Genomic DNA, 24,163 nt, shown 5'->3' on the forward strand with positions numbered 1-24,163 from the left:
TTACTAACAGGACACCAAGGTGGCGCTCCCCTGATGGGTGAGTGCCCGTCCGGCACCCGCTGCCGGGATCCTGTCGGAACGGGAATGCAATGAGCCTGCAGCAGCTGTATTTGGCGTTGCTGATCGGCGGCCTCGTGCTGCTGGCCAGCATCGTCGGTACTCGAGTGGCAAGCCGGATCGGGTTTCCCAGCCTGTTGTTCTTCCTGCTGGTTGGTGTCGTGCTCGGTGAGGACGCACTCGGTCTGCAGTTCGACGACGTGGAATTGTCCAGGAACGTCGGCACCGCCGCGCTGGCCGTAATCCTCATCGAAGGTGGGTTGACCACCCGGTTCGCCGACATCCACAATGTGCTGGCGCCCGCAGCCGCGTTGGCCACCGTCGGCGTGGTCATCAGCACGCTGATTACCGCCGTCTGGGCCCACCTGCTGCTGGGCATCGACTGGCAGCTCGCCCTGTTGCTCGGTGCCATCGTTTCGTCGACCGACGCCGCCGCGGTGTTCTCGGTTCTGCGGGTGCTTCCATTGCCTCGGCGAGTCGCCGGACTGCTCGAGGCCGAGTCCGGCTTCAACGACGCGCCCGGCGTGATTCTGGTGCTGATGTTCAGCGTGACTCCCTTTGTGGTGGAACCGGCGGGCGCGGTCATCGACCTTGTCGGTGAACTATTGGGCGGTGTCGCGGCCGGGGTGGCCATCGGATACCTCGGTGCCGTCGCGCTACGACGCATCGCGTTGCCGGCCTCCGGGCTGTACCCGATCGCGACCTTCGGTTTGGGGCTCGTCGCCTTCGCCGCCGCCGGTGAGGCCCACGCCAGCGGGTTCATCGCCGCGTACCTGTCCGCTGTGGTGCTGGCCAACTCGGGGCTGCCACACAGGTCAGCGACCCGGTCTTTTGCCGAAGGAGTTGGCTGGCTGGCACAGATCGGACTATTCGTGCTGCTCGGCCTGCTGGTGAACCCCAGTGACCTGGCAGGCGACCTGGTCGCGGCCGTCGTCGTCGGACTCGTCTTGCTGCTCGTCGCCCGGCCGCTATCAGTCGTCTGCTCGCTCGTGTGGTTCCGAGTTCCTTGGCGCGAGCAGATCTTCCTCTCGTGGGCAGGTCTGCGGGGCGCGGTCCCCATCGTGTTGGCGACCTTTCCGGTCGTCTCCGGCGTTGCCGGCAGCTATCGCCTACTGAACATCGTGTTCGTGCTCGTCGTGGTATTCACCCTGGTGCAGGGTCCCAGCCTGCGCCCGGTGGCTAACTGGCTGCGCCTGATCTCGCGCGAATCCACCCGGGAAATCCAAGTCGAGGCGGCGCCACTGGACATGCTCGACGCGGAACTGCTGACCATGACCGTCCAGGCATCGTCGCGGCTGCACAATGTCACGATCGTCGAGCTCCGGCTGCCCGACCCCGCCGTGATCACGCTGATCATTCGTGACGGGCATACCTTCGTTCCCGTTCCCGACACGCGTATCGAGACCGGCGACGAATTGCTGATCGTCACAACCAGCAAAACGCGGGCCGCCGCCGAGTCCAGGCTTCGCGCCGTAAGCCGGCGGGGCAAACTCGCATATTGGTTCGACGAGTACGGCGAAGTCGAATGAGGCAGGCGTCAGGACGGCGCGATGATGCGGTGTTCGTAGGCGAAGACGATCGCGGCGGCGCGGTCTCGCAATCCGAGCTTGGTGAAGATGCGGCCGATGTGCGTCTTAACCGTGAGACCCGAGATGAATAACTCGTCGGCGATCTCGGCGTTGGTGTGTCCCTTGGCGATCAGGGTGAGCACATCCTTCTCGCGCGGAGTGAGCTCGTCGATCGAGACGGCGGGTATCGGCGACGGTGCAGGGCCGGTGCGATAAGCGGCCAATACCCGTGCGGTGACCGCGGGATCGAGGTAACTGTTGCCGCTGCCGACGGCCCGGACCGCCCGGATGAGTTCCTCGGCCGGCGAATCCTTGAGCACGAAACCCGCTGCGCCGGCGCGCAATACACCGGATAACAGTTCGTCGTCGTTGAACGTTGTCAACGCGAGCACCGGCGGACCGCCGGACTCTGTCAGACGCCGGGTCGCCTCGATCCCGTCAACGCGTTTCATCCGCAGATCCATGACCACGACATCGGGGTGATGGCGCGCCACGGCGTCGGGAACCTCGTCGCCGTCCGAACATTCGCCGACCACGACGATGCCGTGCCGGGCGCGCAGGATCAACGACAGGCCCGACCTGACCAACTCCTGATCGTCGACGATCAGGGCGGTCACGGCGGGTTCGGTCCCGGTCACGATGCCTGTATTCGGCTCGGCCAGTCGGATTCGTGCGCACCCGAGGGGACGCTGGCATGCACCGACCATCCATCCCGGCTGGGACCGAAATTGATTGTGCCGCCTAGTAGTTCGATGCGCTGCATCATCCCGTGCAACCCGCGCCCGGGGGTGACGGTGCGCTCTCCGGCCGCGGCAGGGAGCTCGTTGACGACGTTGAGTGTCGCCGCGGTGCGCGACACGGTGAGGGTGATCCTCGCGGCCGCGTCGGGCGCATGCTTGGCCACGTTGGCCAGTGACTCCTGAGCGATCCGGTACAGCGCCAATCCCGCGGCCGCGGAGACGTCATCGATGGATCCGCTGACTCCGAAACTGACGTTCAGCCCCGCGCGGCTGAAATCCTCGACCAGAGAAGGGATATCGGTGATCGCGGGTTCCGGGGTGAGCCCGGTGGCTTCGGCATCGAGTAATCCGACGGTGCGTCGGATGTCGGCCATCGCTTGTCGCCCCAGGTGTTCGGCGCGTTGCAGGGCGCGAACGGTTTCCTCGTCGACGCCGTCGTGCTCGAGTGCGTGGCGTGCCCCGGTCAGGTGCAGCAAGGTGACGCTGAGCGAATGTGCGATGACGTCGTGCACTTCCCGCGCGATGCGCCGGCGTTCGTCGGCCGCGGCGTGCCGGGCCAACTGGTCCTGCATCTGGCCCTGCTTGGTGAGCAGGTCTTGCTGAGTGCGCATGAGATAACCGACGAGCCAGCCGATTGCGACGAAGGCCAGATACAGCGCCGGGGTGTTCAGGCGGTGCATCGCCGCCGCGTATACCAGCAGGGCGGCCGCGGAAGCGGCGGCCAGCGCGCCGCCCCGCGCCGAGGTGAGGGCGCTGACCATGCCGACGGTCAGGGTCAGCATCAGCGGAGCGAAATCGCCGGTAATCGCCGTGGGAGTGGCGAACAGCAGGATCGCGGTCCCTGCCATGAACGCCGCCCACAGCGTGGGTCCCTCGTGCCTGTTCAAGATGCCGCTGAGATCGAAAGTGAAGAACACGATCTCGGGGCTGAACGCGATCACCATCGCGATCACCACGATCGGCCACTCGGAGGCGGGACGCTGTAGGGCCGCGATGCTGCCCACCACGAGCATCATCGCGTCGAAACCCGCCACGACGGTCATGCTGAAGCCGGAGGGCAGCAACTGCTCTTTGCGTCGGGCCCAGGCTTGCACGCGGAGCTTCAGCGCGTCCGGCATGGCCTGATCGTAGAGGGCGCGGGCGTCGGTCACATCATCCCGGGGCAGGCTTGGAATGTCCTACCCCGGTAGTACATTCCAGCTCGTCACAGTCTGTGCATCTCGCGAGACATCGCCGCATCCTCGATGAAGGCCTCACGCTGCGGGTGGTGATAGCGCCGATTGGGTTCACGGCGCGGCGCTCGGGTCCGAAAGGCACTGCGGACCGCTTCGACGCTACCCGCCACCAAGTCCGCGAGTAGACGGCCAATACTGTTGCGCGGCAAAGGAAATGATCCGACGCCGACCTGTGCTGAATTTGCGGGGAGGACAACCCCGGCGAACCAACCGGTAACCAACGCGCGTTCGGCGGGTGCCGAACTCCGCCACACTGCGCCGACGTCAGCCATCGGATCGCGCTTCGTGTTTCGTCATGAATCGACGCTACGAATTTTCGCTGTCGGCACGCATCGTGCTCAGGGTCGATCTTGATCTGCGACCGTGGTAGGAGCCCGCCGCTCACCGTCTGCTACTGCCGTATCACCAGATCCGAAAGTTCCGGGTCTGGCAAAGGGAGGGCAGTTGGGACAAGGGCGCTGGTCGAGGGGAGGCGAATTGGATGCAGACCCAAAAGCGCTCCGACCGGATCGTCGCCGCCACCAGGATTCAGCCGCCGACCTACTTCGGCAGGCTCGTCGCCCGCGACCGCCTGATTGATCTGCTGCGCGCCAACCGCAGCAAGCGCCTGGCCCTGATCCACGCGCCGGCCGGATTCGGCAAGACCACCCTCGCGATGCAATGGCAGCGCGAACTGCGCGCCGAAGGCGTTCCGACGGCATGGATCAGTCTCGACCGCGACGACAACGACGTCTTCTCCTTCCTGGGGAGTCCAGCGGTCATGAATTCAACGCTAACGCCGAACACCGTGTTTGACCGCGTCACCACCCGATTTCCCCCGACTGGCTACCCCAACGGGTGGCAGCTATGTTAGACGTTCGTAGAATAGCGGCGTTATTTGTCACGGCCTGCGGGCCCCGAATGGGCAGTCGATGGTGAAACAATCCGATCATTACGATCTGCTCAGTGCCTATCTGAAGAACCGCGGTCTGCAAAGCGTTTGGCAGAGATCAAATTTCATTGTTATCGCCGCGCAGTCGGCGCTGCCGACGATCATGTTGTGGAGTCCGACCGGACCCACCCAGCCGGTTTTGCGGGCGGCATCGGTCGCGATCTCGGTACTGGGGCTTCTCGGCGCGACGCTATGGTTGATCCATTGGCCCACTCGCCGAGAATCGATCCTGTTCGCGTTTTCGGCAATGGCGGCTATTAGCGTCGGGTCCTTGTGCTTATCGAACCCCTATACGGGTCTGATGGGATGCACGGTTTTCGCCATTCTCGGCGGCTTCATCGCGTACTTTCACTCGGTTCGTCTGGTGGTCACCAACTTCGTCGTGGCCGCGATTTGCGCGTCGATCCTGGTGCACCGCTTCATTGCCGACACCGGCGACGTCGCCCTGATCAGCGCCGGGCTGGTCACCGTCGCGGTACTCAATGTCGGTGTGCCCTTTGGCATCCTGTCGCTGATGCACACGCTGCGCAACGACCTGCGAAGTACTGATCGCGATTCACTCACCGGCCTGCATAACCGGCGCTCGTTCTACAACGCGGTGTCTGAGCTGATGACGCTGCACGGCCGGCCCGCGGGCACCTATCTGGTGACCGCGGTGATCGACCTGGACAACTTCAAGCAGATCAACGACACCCACGGGCACGCCGTCGGTGACCAGGCGTTGGTCGCCGTGGGTGCGGCCCTCGAGCAGAACTGTCGGCCCGCGGCGGTGATCGCGCGTGTCGGCGGTGAGGAATTCGTTGTCGTCGACACCGCCTCCACGCCGCAGCACGCGACCATGACCGAACGGCTCCGCCAGGCAATCGCCGACATCCCGTTCCCGATCACCGCCAGCATCGGGACTGCCGCCATTGCGCTCGATGAGCTTCCGGCGATAGCCGACATGGAAGTCATCGACGATTTGATCGGCAACGCCGACGCCGCGATGTACGAGGCCAAACGCGCCGGGGGCGATCGGGTCTGGCACTGTCCGGAGTTGATGTCGCGCGCCGAACGTCAGGCCGTGTCCGGCTCGTAGTTGCTTCGCCGAAAGGCCTTGAGCCGGGCGATTTTCCCTGCGCTCGACCGGTCCGCGCCGGCGTCAGGTGAGCGGCCTGCCGGGAAGGATAAGCACGCCGATATACACGCCGAAGAAGACTGTTAGGTAGCGGCTTTCACGTCGAAGTGTTTGTGTCGTGGCGAGTTTTCGGAAGGGCCAAGATCATAGGCGGATGGATCAGAGCATCTACACCCAAATCGGCGGATATGAGGCCATCGAGAGCGTGGTCGACGACTTCTACGATCGCGTGCTCGCCGACGATCAACTTCGCGCCTTCTTCACCGGAACGAATATGAACCGCCTGAAAGGAAAGCAGGCGGAGTTTTTCGCGGCCGCACTGGGCGGACCCGAGCCCTATGCCGGCGCCCCGATGAAGCAAGTACATCAAGGGCGCGGAATCGCCATGCATCATTTCGACTTAGTTGTGCAGCACTTGGTCAATGCACTGAATTCGGCCGGGGTTCCGCCGCGAACGATGGGGAAAATCATCTCCGCCATTGCGCCACTGGCCCCTGAAATCGCATCGGGCGGCACCACCGCGGCATCGCTGAGCTGAGCAGGTCAGCTCGCGGCGGGGCAATCTTTCGGGTGATGCGGCATCAGGCGCATATGGTGTTCGCAATTCTGTTGCGGCACAACGTGCATCCGCGCCTCGCTCGGGGTCAGTCCGAAGTGTTGCTTGAACACGGTGTTAAAGGTGCTCCGGGAACGAAAACCGCTGGCGATGGCGATGCTGTCGATCGAGGTGTTCGACGGCGACTGGCGAAGCAGGTCGGCGGCGCGGGTCAGTCGGGTGGTGCGGATCAGGTCGGCGGTCGTGGTGCCGGCGCGCTGCAGGGCCAGCTGAATTTGCCGGACCGACCAGCCCAGCGAGTGCGCGACACCGGTCGGCGTGAGGGCGGGATTGCTCGCGTACCGCGCGACGTGTTCGCGCACCGCCTGCTCGACCGCACCGAGCGTGTCGGGAGCTCCGCCGCGACCGGTCATGCAGGTGAACAACAGGTCGTTGATGGTGGCGCAAGAACGGGAGAACTCGTAGTCGTCGAGGGTTTCGTACTGCGTGCTCACGGTCGAGATCATCGAGCTGACGACCGAGCCAAGCCCGCGCCGGAAGTCCATCACGACCGGACCTTCCGGCAAGTTGAGCGGTCGGCGGGCGTCGGCGACATCGAACGTCCAGCCCCGGGCCCAGGAGCCGTGGCGGATCTGAAGCGCGCGGGATTTGCTCAGGAGCAGAGCCTGACCCGGTTGTAGCTGTACCTGGCGGTGGTCTTGCTCAAAGTCGAGAACTCCGCTGCGGATGATGAAGAGCATGCTCCCGAGGTCTCCGTCGGCGCGCACGTCAGCGTCCGTTTTCGCATAGTGCAAGCCCTCTGACCAGAAATCGACCACGCGGTGGTCTCCGTTGTGCTGAACGATGCTGCCGGCCCGGAATTTCGCGGTATCGGGAAAGAGGAAGTGCAGCGAACCGTGATTTGCACAAACATGGTCGACCCAGTAGCCGGCCGGATCGTCCATTGCGTTGCGGGTATCACTGCGCTCGGCGACGTAGTTGGTCACCAGATGTGGGCGCCGCGCCCTGGCACTGAATTGATTCCCTGTGTTCATCGGAGCTCGAAATCGCCTCTTCCCGAACTTGCGTCCGCCTAAATGACCGTCACGTATGCCCGTCTGGTAGGCGGGGGCTACTGGACAGGCGCGCTGCGGCGCATTGTGTGCGCAAATCACCCATCGTTGGATGGTTCTACCTAATAGCGAGCGCTTTGTGGTCCGCAGATATTTCCGATCCCCGCATCATCCCCATTCGCGAGGGGTCAGCCGCTCGAGGGTGTGCAGGAAGATTTGCCGCTCCTCGGCACTGAGTTCGCCGAGCCAGTGCTCTTCGCCGCGCTGGATCTCGCGCTGCACTGCGTCTTTAACGCGTCGGCCCGCTGCGGTGATGGCGAGCAACCGCACTCTGCGATCGTCCGGGTCGGGTCGGCGTTCGATGTAGCCGTCGTCCTGGAGATCATCGAGGGTGCGGATGATCCGGGTCTTGTCGGCGCCGATGGCCGCGGCCAGCGCGGCCTGGGTACGCATCGAGGATCTGTCCAGCGCCAGCAGGACGACGTAGCCCCACATCGTCACGCCGTGCGCTTCGAGGACCGGCTCCTCCGCCGCGACCAACTCGCGCAGCAGCGGCGCGAGCATCGCGGCCAGATCAGGGCGCCGTTCCGGCGGCTTGGGAGCCACCGCGCCATGATAGGCATTGCATTACCATATGCGTATGCTTATCGTAAGCGAATGCTTACTAATTCATCTGACATCCGGCCGCTGCATCACATCGCGGTGCTGCACTCGATCGACATCGTCAAGACCGTAGCCCGGCACGACTTCGGTAGGCCGACGCCCTGCGGAGGCTGGACGCTGCTGGACCTGCTCGCGCACATGACCGTCCAACATCGCGGATTCGCCGCCGCGGCACGAGGCGCCGGCGCGGACCTCGCGAACTGGAATGTGGATGCCGTCGTCGACGCAGTACGGGCCGATCATGCGCGCGCGTACGCCGATGCCGCGCTCGACGTGATCGATGCCTTCGCCGCCGACGGCACGCCCGAGGCGGTCTTCGAGTTACCTGAATTCGGCGCGGGTGCAACGGTTCCCGGCGCGATGGCGATGGGGTTTCATTTCGTGGACTACGTCGTCCACGGCTGGGACGTCGCCGCGTCGCGGGGCCAGCCCTACGAGCTACCCGCCGACGTCGTTGCCGCTGCGCTGCCCCTGGTGCTCGCCGTCCCCGACGGGGAATTCCGCAGCGGTCAGGGTGCGCCGTTCGGTCCCGCAATCGCGCCGACGGACGGCGACGACTTCGACCGCATCCTGCGCCATCTCGGCCGTCGGCCGGACTGGGCGCAGCGATATTCGACAGCCGCCCGCCGATGATCCGGCCGACGCGATCCGCAGGTAGGTGATGAGTATCCTTGCGCCAGATGGGATTTAGTCACCGCCCAGCGCGGCACGATGCGTAACGCGGAGTGCTGCGGTGAATGTGGTTGCTTCCCAATGCATCTGCGGACTGGTGGGCCGGAACTCGAGCGAGACAAACCGGCGAAGAGCCTCGGTGTGTATCGCCACTATGCCAACACGTTACTGTGCTTTGGTTGGCCTCATCGGACAACCGAATTGAACAGGTGGGGAAACATGACCGCAGCAGCAGACTCGTCGACACTCGAATCGCGGGTCGGCCACTACTACCGGATCGACGACACCTACCAGGTCGGCCGGGAGAAGCTGCGCGAGTTCGCCCGGGCCGTGCAGGACTATCACCCCGCGCACTGGAAGGTCGCCGCCGCCGCGGAGCTGGGATATACGGACCTGGTGGCGCCGCTCACGTTCACGTCGGCGCCGGCCATGGCAGCCAATCGGCACCTGTTCGAATCGGTGGTGATCGGCTACGAGATGTACCTGCAGACCGAAGAGGTCTTCGAGCAGCATCGACCGATCGTGGCCGGCGACGAACTGCACATCGACGTCGAACTGTCGTCGGTGCGCCGGTTCGCCGGCAGAGACTTGATCACCGTGACCAACACCTTCACCGACACGGCCGGTGAGCGCGTGCACACGCTGCACACCACCGTCGTTGGTGTCACCTCCGAGGATGTCGATCCGGCGATCAGGGGGACCGCGCAGCAGGTGATGATGCACGACGTCAATCTCGCCGGGATCGACTACTCCGATGCGGGCTACCAGAAGACGGTGCGGCCCGCGGGCGAGGTGCGGATCGGCAACGACACGACCCGCACCCCTGGGACGCCGTCCTTCGATGACGTGCAGGTCGGCGACGAGTTACCGGTGCACCACGCCCGGCTGTCCCGCGGCGACCTGGTGAACTACGCCGGGGTGGCCTGCGATGCCAACCCACTGCATTGGGACGAGAACCTGGCCAAAATGGCGGGACAGCCCGACGTGATCGCCCACGGAATGCTCACGATGGGCCTGGGTGCCGCCTACGGCTCCACCTGGACCGGTGATCCCGGTGCGGTTACCCGCTACGCGGTCCGGCTGTCCCAGCCCGTGATCGTCTCGGCCGCCGAGGGCGCAGACATCGAATACAGCGGCCGGATCAAGTCGCTGGACCCGGCGACCCGCGCCGGTGTCGTCATCGTCGGCGCGAAGTCGGCTGGCCGCAAGATCTTCGGCCTGGCGACGTTGAACGTCCGGTTCCGCTGATCAGGCAACGGCCATAGGTGTGCCCCCCGCAGTGTGCCCCTGTGAGACCCGGCAGTGTGCTCCCGGCACGGTGCCCCTCTAAAACTGACGGACATTGTTGACAGTTCGGGTCTCCGATCAGTAGGAGACCTGCATGAGCGATCCGCTGCTGCCACGTGAGGTCCGTCGCCGGTTGGCGATCATCCAGCATGCCGAGGAAGTGACCGGCAACGTCGCGATGACGTGCCGCTACTACGGGATCAGTCGCACGGTGTATTACCGGTGGCTGCGGCGTTACCAGGAACAGGGCGTCGACGGGTTGCGGGACCTGTCCCGGCGACCGCGCCATAGCCCCAACGCCACCCATGTCGACGTCGTCGGCAAGATCCTTTATCTGCGCCAGAACTACCATTTCGGGCCGGCAAAGATCGCGATGTACCTCAAGCGCTACCACGACGTCGAGGTATCTCCGTCCGGGGTATGGCGCATCCTCAAACGCCTGGATCTCAACCGCCTGCCGGCCTCACAGCGGTACAAACGGCTCGACAAGCGCTGGCAACGCTACGAAAAGCAGCTGCCCGGTCACCAGGTGCAAATCGACGTCAAATTCGTCGAGCCACTCAAGACCGCGACCCGGCCCGGCGTCGGCCGGCGCAGTGTGCCCCCGGCAGTGTGGTGTTTCAGGACATGCGAATAGGGTGTCTCAAGACATCGGAATAGGTATGTCGGCCAGTTTCAGCGGGTGTCGAAGGCTCGTCTGGTCATCACCGCCGTCCTCGTCGAGGGCCGTTCGCAGTCGCAGGTCGCCCGCGATTACGGGGTTTCCCAAGGGTGGATATCGCGGCTGCTCAAGCGCTACACGCTCGAAGGCGAGGCCGCATTCGAGCCACGATCGCGACGGCCCCATAGCAGCCCGACACGGCTCGCGCAGACCACGATCGAGCTGATCATCGACATCCGACGCACCCTGGTCGGCAAAGGGCTCGACGCCGGGCCGCACACCATCGCCTGGCACCTGGAACACCACCACCGGCTACGGGTTTCGGTGGCCTCCATCAGCCGCCACCTCGCCGCGGCGGGACTCGTCCAACCCAGCCCACACAAGCGGCCCAAAGCGTCCTACATCCGCTTTGCCGCCGAACAACCCAACGAACGCTGGCAAGCCGACTTCACCCACTGGTCTTTGGCCAATAACACCCACACCGAAATCCTGTGCTTCATCGACGACCACTCCCGCTACGCACTATCGGTCACCGCCCACCGCCGCGTCACCGGCCCCATCGTCGTCGACGAATTCAAGAAAACCTATGCACGCCATGGCATTCCACACTCCACCCTGACCGACAACGGCATGGTCTTCACCACCCGATTCGCCGGCGGCAAAGGCGGACGCAACCAATACGAAGCCGAACTGCACCGCCTGGGCGTGCGCCAAATCAACTCCACCCCAACCACCCCACCACCTGCGGCAAAGTCGAACGATTCCACCAAACCCTCAAACGCTGGCTCACCGGCCAACCCCGCCCCACCACCCTGACCCAACTACAAACCCAACTCGACGCCTTCATCGACGAATACAACCACCGCCGCCCCCACCGCGCCCTACCCCACCGCGCCACCCCAGCCACCATCTACACCAGCCGGCCCAAAGCCGACCCAGCAACCCGCATCGACACCCACAACCGAGTACGCACCGACCGCGTCGACCAAGCCGGATCTGTCACCCTGCGCGTCAACGGACGCCTGCACCACATCGGCGTCGGCCGCATCCACTACCGAACCCGCGTCCTGATCCTGGTCCAAGACCTCAACATCAAAATCATCAACGCCGCCACCGGAGAACTACTCCGCGACTTCACCCTCGACCCCACCAGCGACTACCAACCCACCGGCGCCCCCAAAGGCCCCACACGGAAAAAGGCCCGAACCTAACGCAGGTTCAGACCTATTCCGATGTCTTGCGACACCACAGTGTGCCCCCGGCAGGATTCGAACCTGCGACACCGGCTTTAGGAGAGCCGTGCTCTATCCCCTGAGCTACGAGGGCGGACGGGCTGAGCTTACCGTGACGGCAGGCTCAGGCCCGTTGGCCCGCGACCGTGGTCAGCGCAGCTCCGCGATCACCTTCGAGAAGTTGGCGATGTTGTTGTCCTGCACGGTGACAGAGGACACGCCGTACTTCTCCCGGTAGGCGAGCAACGTGTCGGCGATCTCGCGGGGCGAGCCGCTGAGCACCGAGGGCTGGGACAGGATCTCCTCGTCGGTCAGGTCCGGCGCGTAGCTGCGGGTCAGCTTCAGGTCGGGCTCGGTCTCGCCGTCGCGCGGCATCGCGGTGATCGCCAGGTTCAGTTCGAGTGAGTCGAACCGGTCGCCGGCGGCCTTGCGCACGAAGTCGACGCGTTCGGCGAACGGGTCCTCGACGTCGCGCACCTTGGAACCGGTCAACCCGATGATGTCGGCGTTGCGGGCCGCGATGCTCAGCACGCGGTCACCGTTGCCCGCGATGATCAGCGGCGTCGACGGGTGGTGCTCCTTCAGATACTTCGTCATGTGCTCGAGGTAGTCGACCCGCGCACCGGCGCTGGGGTAGGGGATCTCCGCGGCCTCGAACTCTTCGCGGACGTAGCCGGTACCGAGTCCGATCTCGAGGCGGCCGTTGCTGAGCAGGTCCAAGCCTTGCATGTCCCGGCTGAGCAGGGCCGGCTTGTAGAACGCGGAGTTGAGCACGTACATGCTCAGCCGCAGCGTGGTGGTGACCATCGCGACCGCGGTCAGGGTCGGAAAGGGTGCTGCGGCACCCAAATGGTCAGGCACACAAAGAATGTCGAAGCCGGAGTCTTCAGCGCGCTTGGCCTTGTCGAGGAGTGCCTCGCGCGACTTGAAGAACCGCATACTCATGCCAAATCGAAAATCCTTGGCCACCAACAACCTCCGTTAAATGAGTTAGGAACAATTACCAGGAGCGAGCCGCGGCCGCCAAGCCCCGAACCAGGGCGGAGGTGACCGGCGATAGGCCATCAGGCCCCGGCAGCGGGCTGCGCGGGCTGAGACCCCTGACGCGAACGGACAATTCGAGTTGTGTTCCGCCTTCGCGTACCCGGTTTACCGGGTTGTCAGGATGTAACCCCCGTAGCTCGAGCGGAATATCGTCGAGGTCGGTGACGACCTGATAGCCGCTCAGCTGAATGTTTCTGGCGAGGTGCGCGGCCAGGGTGCGATTGCGGCCCCCGGCCAGCAGTTGCGTACTGCGCCCGATGCGCCCGTATCCGTGCAACGAGACCGCGACGTCGACATGGTCGAGAAACTCGGCAAGCCTGGGTGATTCGGCGGGGTCGAACCGCGCCGAGGGCAGGTGATGCGGGTAGCGGGCGGGATGGCGCAACAGGTATACCGATGCGCCGGCGGCCTGCGCGGCGCGCTCGGCGATGACGTCCGTCATCTCTTCCAGGCCGCCGCCGTGGATGGCCAGGAAGCCGAACCGGGACCGCAGCCGGCTGGCCTCGATTACGCCCGGCGCGCTCAGCAGCTCCGAAAGTGATTGTGGCCCAGGCTCGGACGCCGATCTCGCGGAAGCGGGGCGTGGCCAGCGCGAGGGATCCCAGCGTCGCAAGTAGTCGATCCAGCGTTGCGGAAGTCCGTGGTGGACGGCGCCGTCGATGATCTTCGGCAGGTAGCCGGGGCGGGGCGGTCCCGGGGTCACCCGGTGGTCGATGTAAACCCAAGCCGGCGCGGGGCCGTCGTCGGTGTGCACGGTCAACTCGTCGCGCCGGTAGCGCACCGGAACACCCTCGGCGCTGTCCAGGGTGGCCAGGTCGTCGTCGGAGAGTTGCCAGAGCACGCCGTGCACCTGGTTGCCGGCGACAGGTTCGACGGTCGCCACGCCGCGCTCATTGATCAGCCAATCGTGATCGGACAGCACCGCCGGCCGCGGATCGGTGGCCTCGGGACAGCGCCGTGCCATCTGTCTGACGCACAGGTTGGAGCCATATGCGAAGTAGAGATGCCGGCGCGCCTGCATTCAGCGGCTCACCGTCAGACCAATCGGCACCAGGTGAGCCTATGTGCTTCGTATAGCTATGTAAAACATGTCCGAATGACGGCCCCTGCGCCCCGTCCGACTTCGCCTGCCGGGAAGATACTTGCGTGCGGGGAAAGCTCACTACGGTTGCCGGGGTCGCGGTCACGCTCGCGGGGTGCGGCGGGCCGAGCCAACCGGCCGCGACCGTTACGACCACCGTGGCGCCGGTGACTCAAACGGTGACGGTGACCGTGGCACCGCCACCACCGCCGGGTCCGAAAACGACGATGACCGCCAACGGGACTTTCTTGGTCAACACGGACGTCGCGCCCGGCACCTATCGCACCGCCGGTGGCGAGTCCTGCTATTGGGCACGGCTGCGGAGCCTGGACACGGGCGACGCGATCGACAACAACGTCGGCGACGGTCAGCAGGTGGTCCGAATATTGCCGACGGACACGGCATTCGTCACGCGCGGTTGCGGAATCTGGACGAAGATCGGCTGATCGCGCCCTACGGGCAGTACGTCGATACCGCGAGGTTCACCATGGACGTGACGTCGCCGAAGTTGATCCCGCGCGGGCCCAAGGTGTTGTGGACGTCGTCCGCAATCTGTTGTGACGACCAGCCGTTCCACCGATCGGCACAGATGTGGTGTGCCATAAAGAGGATGTCGCCGTCCTCATTCGGCGGCCAGGTGAATCCGAGGGCACGCATCTGGGCCAGGAACGAGGCGTCGACGGCGTCCGCCGCCGCAACCGAAGCGGTGGACACCAGGGCGGCGCCAACGATCAGCGGTGCGGAAAGTCTGCCCAGCCAGCGAGGTGAAGGCATTTGATGCTGTTCCTTCTTTCTCCGCGTCCGCGGTCGCGTAAGTGTGCGAGCCCAAAGCGGCGCAAATATGAAGAATAGAGAAATCTTGGACAACGCACATGGAACAGCTAAACAAGTGAAGGTTCGGTTGTCAGTACGCCTTTAGGGCTTGGGCGTTGGGGTTGCCGCACCCCCATACAAGCAGTCACGAAGTTCCTGAGTGCCTGGGGCGAAGTCGAATCCGCAGTTGCATTCGCGAGCGTCCTTGGGCGAGAGGCCATTGCAATAGTCGGTGCCGGCCGAGGCCGATGGTGCGGTCCACATAACACCAGCCGCCAGCGTTGCCGCTGCGCCGACCGTGGCCATCAATACTCTCGTCTTCATGCTCGGATTCCTTTTCTCTGGATACATTCCAGAGAAGCTTCTCATTGGAATCGACTTGGTGCAGCGCTACTTCCGTTCAGCGGGCGTGTGACATCTCCTGCTGTCCTGCCTCGCGTTAGCTCATGGAATAACACTGGACCAAGGTCACGCCGTCGGTGTCGAGCTTGCCGGTCTGCGTGTCCTTAACGGTTCCGTTGACGCTGAGTTGGCAAGACGCGGGCTTGCCTTTGGTGCTTGCGGTCACCGAAAGCATCTGAGAGGCGTTCTTGACCGTGAATGTGAAGGACCACGGAGCGGTCGGATTGGTCAGAATCACCTGCTGGCCCGTGGTTGGGTCGTCGTACACCACCCTTAGGAGCGGGTCGTCCGAAGTCACGGTGTATGCGACGGTATCGCCAACAGCGGCCCCGGCACCGGGTGAGGTCAACAGCGAAGCCCCCACCGACAGCGTGGCGGCCACAGCAAAGTGTGCTCTCATCGGCTGATCGTAGCCTCAGGCGCTAGCCAACAAGCGCCATTTTTAGTTTCCTTTCAAAGTCAGATAGATCAGCACCACGTTCAGCACGCTCACCAGCAGCGCGACCGCCCAGCCGAGAGCCGTCGTGATCGGGTGGTTGGTGTCGCTGCCCATCAGCTTGCGGTTGCTGGTGAGCCGGACCAGCGGCAGTACCGCAAATGGAATTCCGAACGACAGCACGACTTGTGAGATCACCAGTGAGCGGGTCGGGTCGAGACCGAATGCCAGCAGCACGACGGCCGGGCACAACGTGACCAGGCGGCGCACGATCATCGGTATCGATCGATGCAGCAGGCCCTGCATGATCATGGCGCCGGCGTAGGCGCCCACCGACGACGACGCGAGACCGGACGCGAGCAGCCCGATCGCGAAAAGCACTGCGATCGTCGGGCCCAACGTGTTGTGGATCGCGGTGTAGGCGCCGTCGATGGACGCGATGTCGGCATGGCCCTGCAGGTTGATCGCGGCGACCAGCAGCATCGCCGCGTTCACGGTCCCGGCGACGGCCATCGCCAGCACCACGTCGACGCGAGTGACCCGCAGCAGCCAGCGTCGCTCCGGCCCGGGCTCGGGATGCCCATGCCGATCCAGCACCAGACCCGAGTGCATGTACACCGCGTGCGGCATCACGGTGGCGCCCAGGATGGCGGCGGCCAGCAGCACGCTTTCGGCACCGTGGAATCGCGGCACCAATCCGCCGAGCACCGAGTCGGACGGGGGCGTGGCGACGAAGAAACTGGCCGCGAAGCCGACCGCGATGATCAGCAGCAAGCCCGTGATGACGCGCTCGAAAATGATCTGGCCGCGACGGTCCTTGATAGTGAGCAGCAGCAACGAGATCACGCCGGTGATGACGCCGCCGAGCGGCAACGGCAGGCCGAACAGAATCTGCAGGGCGATCGCCCCACCGATGACCTCGGCGACATCGGTTGCAATCGCGACGATTTCAGCCTGCGCCCAGAAGGTCAGCCGCAGCGGGCGGCTCATCTCCTTGCCGATCGCCGAAGGCAACGAGCGCCCGGTCACCAGCCCGAGTTTGGCCGAAAGGTACTGCACCAGGCCGGCCATCACATTGGCGGCGACGATCACCCACAGCAGCAGGTAGCCGAACTGCGTGCCGGAGCTGACGTTGGCGGCGACGTTCCCCGGATCGACATAGGCAATCGCGGCGACGAATGCCGGCCCCAGCAGATACCAGCTTGTCTTGAACGAGGCCCTGGTGTCCTGCGCCAACTGACCGACCTTCGTTGTGTACGTGGTACCGAATAAAAAAGTGAGGGTAGCCGATAAACGCCGACCGCCGAAGCGCGGCCTGCCGGACTAGGTGGCGCCGATGCTCCCGCCGCCGTCGACCCGGACGATCTGGCCGGTGATGTAGCCGGCGTCCTCGTGCAGCAGCATGCAGATGACGTGGGCGATTTCGGTGGGGGTGCCGACGCGCTGCAACGGGATGTCCTTGAGAACACGGGCTTCGCGCGCCGACCCGACGGGGCTGCGCTCCCGGTACATCTCGGTCTCTATAGGTCCTGGGGCCACCGCATTCACGGTGATGCCCGACGGCGCGAGTTCGCGGGCCCAGATGCGGGTCGCGGTCTCCAGAGCGCCCTTCGCGGCGGCATACGGAGTGCGCTCGTCGACGCCGGTCGTCGTCAGGCTGCTGACGTTGACGATGCGGCCCCAGCCCGCCTCGACCATGCCGGGCAGCACGGCCTGGACCACCTGCACCGCGGTGCGCACATTCATGTCGTAGGTCAGGGCCAAGTCGTCCAGGTCGATCGACCCGATGTGGCCGAACCGGGCCAGGCCGACGTTGTTGACCACGGCGTCGACCGGGCCCTCGGCGACGATCGCGTCGAGGGCGGCCGCGGTCGCGGCCCGGTCGCCCAGGTCCACCTGGACGAACTGGCCCGGGAAGTCCGGTGGTGCGCTGCGGGCCAGCCCGATCGGCTGGTAGCCGTCGGCGGCCAGGCGGTCCACGACCGCGCGACCGATTCCCTTTGACGCCCCGGTGACCAGCACTCGCCGCTTCGACATCGCCTGCCCCTTTCGCGCCCGCGGATGCGACCGATTAGGGCAACGCCGAAACGCCTGGGTTTAATGCCGTGCGTTCGATCACCCGGGCAGGTAGAGCCCCTTGCCGGTGACCAGCGGCAGGTCGAGGGTCGTCACGATTCCCGGTGCGGCGGCCACCACCGCGGGGATCGCGTTGACCACCCGCATCGCGGTGGCCACCAGCCCCGCGTGGTTGTGGTCGCCGTTGGGGCTGCTCAGGCAGACGTCCATCGCGTAGGACGGTTCGCCGGTGATCTCGATGCGGTACGAACCGCCCTCCTGGGCGGGTTGCGGCCACTCGGGGCACAGGTCTTCGCGCAACCGGGTGACGTGTTCCAGGACGACGACGGGCTTGCCGTTGACCATGCCGAACACCTCGAAGCGCAGCGCCGCTGCGGTGCCCTTGGCGATGTGACCCGATGCGATCTCGAAGTCCTCGGGCGCCGGGATCCGGACGTATTCCTGAGTGACGGAGTCGAGCGTGATCCCCAGACCCGCCGCTATCTGCCGGATCACCGATCCCCACGCCAGGCTGAGCACACCGGGCTGCAGCAGCATCGGGAGCTCGTCCATCGGCTTGCCGAAGCCCATGACGTCGAACATGACCGCGGCGCTGTCGTAGGTCGCGTAGTCGACGATCTCCATGCACCGAATCTGCTGGATGCTCTGACAGGTGCCGGCCAGCGCCAGGGGAAGGAGGTCGTTGGCGAAGCCCGGGTCGATACCGTTGACGTAGAGACTCGAATTTCCTTCGCGGGCAGCATCTTCCAGCGGCTTGATGAGCTCCTCGGGGATCACTTCCCACGGGTACTGCAAAAAGACCGGGCCGCTGCCGACGATGTTGATCCCGGCTGCCAGGACGCGCCGGTAGTCCTCGAGTGCCTCGGGCAGCCGGTTGTCGGCCAGTGCGTTGTACACCGCGCACTGTGGTCCGGTGGCAAGGACAGCGTCGAGGTCGGTGCTGGCCAGCACGCCGGTCGAATCCGCAAGTCCGGCAAGCGCTGCGGCGTCCTTGCCGGCTTTGGAATCCGATGACACCCAGACGCCGGTGAGCTCGAATTCCGGGTTGGTGATAAGCGCCCTCAGCGCGTGGATACCGACGTTGCCGGTGCCCAGTTGGACGACGGGGATGGGCATGACTGGCTCCTTGGGGGGTCGGGCGATCACAGGTCCGGGACGGGGATGTCGAGGTTGGGGTAGGTGAGGCCGCCGTCGACCTCCAGCGTCTTACCGGTCAGGAATTCGCCTGCCGGTGACGCCAAATAGACTGCCGCAGCGGCGATGTCGACCGGGTCGCCGAGTCGTCGCATTGGCGTCACCTTCTCCATCGGCTCGCGCAATTCGTCGTTGGAGGCCACCACGTCGAGTGCGGAGGTCAGGATCGAGCCGGGTGCGATCGCGTTGACCCGGATGCGCGGGCACAGGTCCAGTGCGGACGAGCGCGTGTAGTGAGCCAGCGCGGCTTTGGCGGTGGCGTAGGCGGCGAAGCCGCGCCCGGCCAGTCGGCCCATCGTCGAGGTGATGTTGATGATGCTGCCGCCGCCGGAGTGCTCGAGCATCAGCGGCACCGCCGCGATGGTGAGTGCGTGGGCGGTGGCGACGTTGAAGGTGAATGCGTCCTTGAGGTCTTTCGTCGAGGTGGTGAGCAACGTGTTGGGCATGGTCCCGCCGACGTTGTTGACGACGATGTCTAGTTTCCCGAAGGCTTCGACAGCCTGCTCGGCCAGCTTCGCGGTGGCCTCGGGATGGGCCAGGTCGGCAGCGACGATGTGGGCTTTGCGACCCGCGGCGCGGACCTCTTCGGCGACGGCCTCTAGTTGGGATTCCGTGCGCGAGGCGATGAGGACGTCGGCGCCGGCTTCGGCGAACGCCACCGCTATGGCCGCCCCGAGACCACGGCCGCCACCAGTGATGACGGCGACTTTATCGTCGAGACGGAACCTGTCAAGGATCATTACGGCCTCTCTTCGTTGAGTTGTCGGCCGAAACGGAAGCAAGACTGACCGTCTCGGATCGCGGCATTTCTGGAACAGGTTCTAGTTTGGCATACGGTAGTGGCGACGTGGTGTCCGCATCCCGCATCGCGGTCACGGCTGCCGAATCGCGACGGCGATTGCAACCGCTCGTGATGGCCTGCGACGATGGCTGGCGAATTCGCCCAACATCGTCTCGTTCGTACCGTCGAAGGATTGAATTGAGAATCATCCGACTTGGTGCCGTCCGCTGCGTCCTGGCTACTGTCGCACTGGTGTTGTCGGCGTGTGGCCATGACAACACCGCAACTGGTGAGAAGACGACCACGCCCGCGGCGCCGGTGCGGGTGGTCTGCGGCGGCAAACCGAAGCTCAAGGGCAGTGGATCCACCGCCCAAGCGAACGCGATGACGCGGTTCGTCAAGGCGTACGAGCAGGCGTGCCCGGGTCATACGGTGAATTACCTACCCAATGGTTCGGGTTCGGGAATCAGCGAATTCACCGGCGATCAAAGTGATTTCGCCGGTTCGGACTCGACTTTGGCGCCCGGCGAGTACGCCGCCGCGCAGCGCCGCTGCGGCTCGCCGGCGTGGCAACTGCCGGTGGTGATCGGCCCGATCGCGATCACCTACAACGTCGACGGCCTGACTTCGCTGACCCTCGACGGTCAGACCGCGGCGAGGATCTTCAACGGCGGCATCACCAGGTGGAATGACCTCGCGATCCAGGAGCTCAACCCGGGTGTCAGCCTGCCGGCCGAGCCGATTCAGGTCGTATTCCGCGGCGATGAGTCGGGGACAACGGATAATTTTCAGAAGTATCTCGACGCCACTTCCAAGGGTGCGTGGGGTAGAGGCGCCGGCAAGAAGTTCAACGGTGGTGTCGGTGAGGGCGCCAAGGGTAACGACGGGACCAGCGCGGCCGTGAAGGCCAACGACGGGTCCATCTCTTATAACGAGTGGTCGTTTGCGCAAGCGCAACACCTGGGCACGGCCAAGATCGTCACGTCGGCGGGTCCGGACCCGGTAGCAATCAGCGCCGACTCGGTGGGCAAGACGATCTCCGGCGCCCCGATCGTCGGGCAGGGCAACGACTTGGCGCTCGACACGGCTTCGTTCTATCGCCCGAATCAGCCTGGCGCGTACCCGATCGTGTTGGCGACGTACGAGGTTGTCTGTTCGAAGTATCCCGATCCCGAGGTCGGTGCGGCCGTTAAGGCGTTCTTGCAGAGCACCATCGGTGCTGGCCAGAATGGCTTGGCCGACAACGGATATGTCCGTGTCCCGGATACGTTCATATTCCGGTTGTCAGTTGCCGTCAACGCGATCGCGTGATTGTAAGGCCTTGGCATCCCACGATTGTGAGGGGGTGGCATCGTCACGCCGAAAGACGATGGGGGGGACAAATTTTGCCGAACGTTAACCTGTTCTTACTGTAGCTTCACGGTCGCGAGGATGACGGTTGGTTTTGTAAGCTGCGGCTAGGGCTGCGGCATTCAATCGTAAAGGTGAGGAACTGAATTGAAACTCAACCGGTTTGGCGGCTTGGTCGGGGTGTTGGCTGCTGGAACATTGGTTATCTCGGGATGTGGCAGCGACAACAATGCGACCGGAGGCAGCACGACGACCGGCGCACCGTCGGGCAAGGTGACCTGCGGTGGCACCAAGACGCTGAAGGCAAGCGGTTCGACAGCGCAGGCGAACGCGATGACGCGTTTCGTCAAGGCGTTCGAGCAGGCCTGCCCGGGTCAGACGTTGAACTACACGCCCAACGGCTCGGGCGCAGGCATTCACGAATTCACCGGTGGGCAAACCGATTTCGGCGGATCGGACTCGCCGCTGAGCCACGACGAGTACGCGGCCGCCCAAACGCGCTGCGGTGGCGCGCCGGCGTGGAACTTGCCTACGGTGTTCGGTCCGATCGCGGTCACCTTCAACATCAACGGGGTGACCTCGCTGAACCTCGATGGTCCGAGCCTCGCGAAGATCTTCAACGGCGGTATCACCACGTGGAACGATCCCGCGATCCAGGCCATCAACCCCGGCGCGACTTTGCCGGGCGAGCCGATCCACGTCGTGTTCCGCAGCGACGAGTCCGGGACGACGGACAACTTCCAGAAGTATCTCGATGCCGCTTCCAATGGCGGGTGGGGCAAGGGCGCCGGCAAGAAGTTCAACGGCGGTGTCGGTGAGGGCGCCAAGGGCAATGACGGCACCAGCGCCGCCGTCAAGAGCACGGAGGGGTCCATCACCTACAACGAATGGTCGTTCGCGCAGGCACAACACCTGAACATGGCCAAGATCGTCACGTCGGCGGGTCCGGACCCGGTAGCGATCAGCACCGATTCGGTGGGTAAGACGATCTCCGGGGCCTCGATCGTCGGCCAGGGCAACGACCTGGTCCTCGACACGATTTCGTTCTACCGGCCGAAACAGGCCGGCGCGTACCCGATCGTGTTGGCGACATACGAGGTCGTCTGCTCCAAGTATCCGGACTCGCAGGTCGGCGCGGCCGTGAAGGCATTCCTGCAGAGCACCATCGGCCCCGGCCAGAATGGCTTGGGGGACAACGGTTACATCCCCATTCCGGACGCCTTCGGATCGAGGTTGTCGGCTGCGGTCAACGCTATTTCGTGATCTGAGGTCGTCGTGTCCGAAGGACCGCGCGTGAGTCTGTCCGGGCCAAAGCCTGGACCGGATGGGACAAAGCCTGTGCTGAAGGCGATCAACCCGCGCGCGGTGCGGCGGGGCGACCGAATATTCTCCTCGGTCGCCACCGCCGCCGGATCCACGATCGTGATCGCGATCGTGTTGATCGCGGTATTTCTGCTGATTCGTGCTACCCCGTCGCTGCGGGCGAACCACGTCAACTTCTTCACCAGCAACGAATTCGACACCACCGACGCCGAGAAGCTGGCCTTCGGCATCCATGACTTGTTGATGGTGACGTTGCTGAGTTCGATCAGTGCGCTGGCGTTGGCGGTGCCGGTCTCGATGGGGATCGCGGTTTTCCTCACGCAGTATGCCCCGGCCCGGCTGGCTCGGCCGTTCGCAGCGATGGTCGATCTACTGGCCGCGGTGCCGTCGATCATCTTCGGGTTGTGGGGAATCTCCGTGCTGGCGCCCAAACTCGAGCCGTTGGCCGAGTTTCTGAACCGCAACCTCGGATGGATATTTCTGTTCAAGCAGGGCAACGTGTCCTTGGCCGGCGGCGGCACCATCTTCACCGCCGGGATCGTGCTTTCGGTGATGATCCTGCCGATCATCACTTCGGTTGCGCGAGAAGCGTTCCGTCAAACCCCGCGTATCCAGATGGAAGCGGCCCAAGCGCTCGGCGCGACCCGGTGGGAGGTCGTGCGAATGACCGTGCTGCCCTACGGCCGTAGCGGTGTGGTCGCCGCGTCGATGCTGGGATTGGGCCGCGCACTGGGCGAAACCGTTGCGGTGCTGATCATCTTGCGTGCGGCGGCCCGCCCGGGTAGCTGGTCGCTGTTCGACGGCGGTTACACGTTCGCCTCAAAAATCGCCTCGGCGGCATCCGAATTCAGCGAGCCGTTGCCGACTGGGGCCTATATCTCGGCGGGGTTCGCATTGTTTGTGATCACGTTCGTGGTCAACGCGGCCGCCCGCGCGATCGCCGGCGGGAAGGTCAACGCATGAGCGTCGAGGTACTGCGAGAGCCGCTCAAAGTCACGGCATTGCAACCGCTCAGTTGGCGGCGCAGGATCACCAACCACATCGCGACGGCCCTTTTCCTCGCGTCGTTCGCCGTCGCGCTGGTACCGCTGGCCTGGTTGCTGTGGGTGGTGATCGAGCGGGGTGGCTATGCGGTCACCCAGAGGAGCTGGTGGACGCATTCGCTGCGCGGCGTGCTGCCCGAGGAGTTCGCCGGCGGGGTCTACCACGCGCTGTACGGCACGCTGATGCAAGCCGGCGTGGCTTCCCTGCTTGCCGTGCCGCTGGGCTTGATGACGGCCGTATTCCTGGTGGAATACGGCTCGGGGCGGCTGGCGCGGGTGACCACGTTCATGGTCGACGTGCTCGCCGGGGTTCCCTCGATCGTGGCGGCGCTGTTCATTTTCAGTCTGTGGATCGCCACGTTGGGGTTCCAGCAAAGCGCGTTCGCGGTGGCCCTGGCGCTGGTTCTGTTGATGCTGCCGGTCGTGGTGAGGTCCACCGAGGAGATGCTGCGGCTGGTGCCCGACGAACTGCGCGAGGCCAGTTACGCGTTGGGTGTCCCCAAGTGGAAAACGATTGTGCGAATTGTCTTTCCGATCGCGATGCCGGGGATCGTATCGGGCGTGCTGCTGTCCCTTGCGCGCGTCATCGGCGAAACCGCACCGGTACTGGTCCTGGTCGGGTACAGCCGGTCGATCAATCTCGATATCCTCCACGGCAACATGGCCTCGCTGCCGCTACTGATCTACACCGAACTCACCAACCCGGAGCATGCGGGATTCCTGCGGGTCTGGGGCGCCGCGCTGACCTTGATAATCATCGTGGCCGCCATCAATCTCATGGCCGCGGCCTTCCGCTTCTTGAGCAGCCGACCGCGTGGAGAACGCTTCACCCGGGCGTAGTCCATGCCG

The 24,163-nt window shown here is 64.6% G+C and carries 25 protein-coding genes, 1 tRNA gene and 2 pseudogenes; 14 read left to right on the top strand and 14 right to left on the bottom strand.

What is annotated here, in order from left to right:
• Nucleotides 1-89 precede the first annotated feature (89 nt).
• Nucleotides 90-1,586, top strand: coding sequence for a potassium/proton antiporter (locus tag G6N55_RS22205; protein ID WP_085221925.1), 1,497 nt, complete (start codon nucleotides 90-92; stop codon nucleotides 1,584-1,586).
• A gap of 8 nt (nucleotides 1,587-1,594) precedes the next feature.
• Here G6N55_RS22205 and G6N55_RS22210 read toward each other — a convergent pair whose 3' ends face one another.
• Nucleotides 1,595-2,263 (bottom strand): response regulator, encoded by a 669-nt coding sequence (locus G6N55_RS22210; protein ID WP_085221926.1) that lies wholly within the window; start codon nucleotides 2,261-2,263, stop codon nucleotides 1,595-1,597.
• A complete protein-coding gene (locus G6N55_RS22215) occupies nucleotides 2,260-3,483 on the bottom strand; it encodes a sensor histidine kinase (RefSeq protein ID WP_085221939.1) in 1,224 nt (407 codons plus the stop codon). Before G6N55_RS22215 ends, G6N55_RS22210 begins: the two co-directional genes overlap by 4 nt.
• Nucleotides 3,484-4,081: 598 nt before the next feature.
• On the opposite strand from G6N55_RS22215, the gene G6N55_RS22220 reads away from it, so the two are divergent.
• From G6N55_RS22220 to G6N55_RS22230, 3 genes are all read left to right on the top strand, one after another.
• Nucleotides 4,082-4,453: a hypothetical protein gene (locus G6N55_RS22220; RefSeq protein WP_085221927.1), complete on the top strand. Its 372-nt coding sequence runs from the start codon at nucleotides 4,082-4,084 to the stop codon at nucleotides 4,451-4,453.
• 379 nt (nucleotides 4,454-4,832) lie between these two features.
• Complete coding sequence (locus G6N55_RS22225) at nucleotides 4,833-5,609, top strand: GGDEF domain-containing protein (RefSeq protein ID WP_232078817.1); 777 nt, start codon at nucleotides 4,833-4,835, stop codon at nucleotides 5,607-5,609.
• Between the two features lie 193 nt (nucleotides 5,610-5,802).
• Nucleotides 5,803-6,186, top strand: a complete 384-nt coding sequence (locus G6N55_RS22230; RefSeq protein WP_085221929.1) for a group I truncated hemoglobin — start codon at nucleotides 5,803-5,805, stop codon at nucleotides 6,184-6,186.
• Nucleotides 6,187-6,191: 5 nt separating this feature from the next.
• Here the strand turns inward: G6N55_RS22230 and G6N55_RS22235 are convergent, their stop codons facing one another.
• Nucleotides 6,192-7,238, bottom strand: coding sequence for an AraC family transcriptional regulator (locus tag G6N55_RS22235; protein ID WP_085221930.1), 1,047 nt, complete (start codon nucleotides 7,236-7,238; stop codon nucleotides 6,192-6,194).
• 186 nt (nucleotides 7,239-7,424) lie between these two features.
• Nucleotides 7,425-7,820, bottom strand: a complete 396-nt coding sequence (locus tag G6N55_RS22240; protein WP_085221931.1) for a MarR family winged helix-turn-helix transcriptional regulator — start codon at nucleotides 7,818-7,820, stop codon at nucleotides 7,425-7,427.
• A 93-nt stretch (nucleotides 7,821-7,913) separates the two neighbouring features.
• Between G6N55_RS22240 and G6N55_RS22245 the strand changes: the two genes are divergently transcribed.
• The 5 genes and pseudogenes from G6N55_RS22245 to G6N55_RS29955 form a co-directional block, all read left to right on the top strand.
• Nucleotides 7,914-8,552 (top strand): TIGR03086 family metal-binding protein, encoded by a 639-nt coding sequence (locus G6N55_RS22245; protein WP_085221932.1) that lies wholly within the window; start codon nucleotides 7,914-7,916, stop codon nucleotides 8,550-8,552.
• 258 nt (nucleotides 8,553-8,810) lie between these two features.
• A complete protein-coding gene (locus tag G6N55_RS22250) occupies nucleotides 8,811-9,839 on the top strand; it encodes a fused (3R)-hydroxyacyl-ACP dehydratase subunits HadA/HadB (RefSeq protein WP_085221933.1) in 1,029 nt (342 codons plus the stop codon).
• A gap of 133 nt (nucleotides 9,840-9,972) precedes the next feature.
• Nucleotides 9,973-10,515, top strand: coding sequence for a helix-turn-helix domain-containing protein (locus tag G6N55_RS22255; RefSeq protein ID WP_197747366.1), 543 nt, complete (start codon nucleotides 9,973-9,975; stop codon nucleotides 10,513-10,515).
• Between the two features lie 45 nt (nucleotides 10,516-10,560).
• Nucleotides 10,561-11,217: pseudogene (locus tag G6N55_RS29950) on the top strand (DDE-type integrase/transposase/recombinase); the annotation flags it as partial.
• A pseudogene (locus G6N55_RS29955) lies at nucleotides 11,217-11,369 on the top strand (hypothetical protein); the annotation flags it as partial. The pseudogenes G6N55_RS29950 and G6N55_RS29955, both read left to right, overlap by 1 nt.
• 51 nt (nucleotides 11,370-11,420) lie before the next feature.
• On the opposite strand, the gene G6N55_RS29960 reads toward G6N55_RS29955, so the two are convergent.
• The 4 genes from G6N55_RS29960 to G6N55_RS22275 form a co-directional block, all read right to left on the bottom strand.
• Nucleotides 11,421-11,621 carry a hypothetical protein gene (locus G6N55_RS29960; RefSeq protein ID WP_232078818.1) on the bottom strand — a complete coding sequence of 67 codons (201 nt, stop codon included), beginning with the start codon at nucleotides 11,619-11,621 and terminating at the stop codon, nucleotides 11,421-11,423.
• Between the two features lie 171 nt (nucleotides 11,622-11,792).
• Nucleotides 11,793-11,865: transfer RNA gene (locus G6N55_RS22265), tRNA-Arg, on the bottom strand.
• 56 nt (nucleotides 11,866-11,921) lie between these two features.
• Entirely contained in the window at nucleotides 11,922-12,746 is an 825-nt protein-coding gene (locus G6N55_RS22270; protein WP_085219885.1) for an LLM class F420-dependent oxidoreductase, read from the bottom strand.
• A gap of 25 nt (nucleotides 12,747-12,771) precedes the next feature.
• A complete protein-coding gene (locus G6N55_RS22275; protein ID WP_085219884.1) occupies nucleotides 12,772-13,836 on the bottom strand; it encodes a poly-gamma-glutamate hydrolase family protein in 1,065 nt (354 codons plus the stop codon).
• Nucleotides 13,837-13,961: 125 nt separating this feature from the next.
• Between G6N55_RS22275 and G6N55_RS22280 the strand changes: the two genes are divergently transcribed.
• Complete coding sequence (locus tag G6N55_RS22280) at nucleotides 13,962-14,342, top strand: hypothetical protein (protein WP_085219883.1); 381 nt, start codon at nucleotides 13,962-13,964, stop codon at nucleotides 14,340-14,342.
• 7 nt (nucleotides 14,343-14,349) lie between these two features.
• Here G6N55_RS22280 and G6N55_RS22285 read toward each other — a convergent pair whose 3' ends face one another.
• From G6N55_RS22285 to G6N55_RS22310, 6 genes are all read right to left on the bottom strand, one after another.
• Nucleotides 14,350-14,670, bottom strand: coding sequence for a DUF732 domain-containing protein (locus tag G6N55_RS22285; protein WP_085219882.1), 321 nt, complete (start codon nucleotides 14,668-14,670; stop codon nucleotides 14,350-14,352).
• Nucleotides 14,671-15,148: 478 nt separating this feature from the next.
• Nucleotides 15,149-15,493: an MmpS family transport accessory protein gene (locus G6N55_RS22290; RefSeq protein WP_163667455.1), complete on the bottom strand. Its 345-nt coding sequence runs from the start codon at nucleotides 15,491-15,493 to the stop codon at nucleotides 15,149-15,151.
• A gap of 60 nt (nucleotides 15,494-15,553) precedes the next feature.
• On the bottom strand, nucleotides 15,554-16,783 hold the full coding sequence (locus G6N55_RS22295) for an Nramp family divalent metal transporter (protein WP_085219879.1): 1,230 nt from the start codon (nucleotides 16,781-16,783) through the stop codon (nucleotides 15,554-15,556).
• A gap of 87 nt (nucleotides 16,784-16,870) precedes the next feature.
• Complete coding sequence (locus G6N55_RS22300; RefSeq protein ID WP_085219878.1) at nucleotides 16,871-17,584, bottom strand: SDR family oxidoreductase; 714 nt, start codon at nucleotides 17,582-17,584, stop codon at nucleotides 16,871-16,873.
• Between the two features lie 78 nt (nucleotides 17,585-17,662).
• Nucleotides 17,663-18,739 (bottom strand): NAD(P)H-dependent amine dehydrogenase family protein, encoded by a 1,077-nt coding sequence (locus G6N55_RS22305; RefSeq protein WP_085219877.1) that lies wholly within the window; start codon nucleotides 18,737-18,739, stop codon nucleotides 17,663-17,665.
• Between the two features lie 26 nt (nucleotides 18,740-18,765).
• On the bottom strand, nucleotides 18,766-19,557 hold the full coding sequence (locus tag G6N55_RS22310; RefSeq protein ID WP_085219876.1) for an SDR family oxidoreductase: 792 nt from the start codon (nucleotides 19,555-19,557) through the stop codon (nucleotides 18,766-18,768).
• A gap of 239 nt (nucleotides 19,558-19,796) precedes the next feature.
• Here G6N55_RS22310 and pstS (G6N55_RS22315) point away from each other — a divergent pair, with 239 nt between their 5' ends.
• From pstS (G6N55_RS22315) to pstA, 4 genes are all read left to right on the top strand, one after another.
• Nucleotides 19,797-20,909, top strand: coding sequence for a phosphate ABC transporter substrate-binding protein PstS (gene pstS, locus G6N55_RS22315; protein WP_085219875.1), 1,113 nt, complete (start codon nucleotides 19,797-19,799; stop codon nucleotides 20,907-20,909).
• A gap of 186 nt (nucleotides 20,910-21,095) precedes the next feature.
• Nucleotides 21,096-22,211, top strand: a complete 1,116-nt coding sequence (pstS, locus tag G6N55_RS22320; RefSeq protein WP_085219874.1) for a phosphate ABC transporter substrate-binding protein PstS — start codon at nucleotides 21,096-21,098, stop codon at nucleotides 22,209-22,211.
• A 36-nt stretch (nucleotides 22,212-22,247) separates the two neighbouring features.
• Nucleotides 22,248-23,234, top strand: coding sequence for a phosphate ABC transporter permease subunit PstC (gene pstC / locus G6N55_RS22325; protein ID WP_085219909.1), 987 nt, complete (start codon nucleotides 22,248-22,250; stop codon nucleotides 23,232-23,234).
• Complete coding sequence (pstA, locus tag G6N55_RS22330; protein ID WP_085219873.1) at nucleotides 23,231-24,154, top strand: phosphate ABC transporter permease PstA; 924 nt, start codon at nucleotides 23,231-23,233, stop codon at nucleotides 24,152-24,154. Before pstC ends, pstA begins: the two co-directional genes overlap by 4 nt.
• Nucleotides 24,155-24,163: the final 9 nt, after the last annotated feature.

The organism is Mycobacterium florentinum, assembly GCF_010730355.1.
In the GTDB taxonomy this organism is placed as follows: Bacteria; Actinomycetota; Actinomycetes; order Mycobacteriales; family Mycobacteriaceae; genus Mycobacterium; species Mycobacterium florentinum.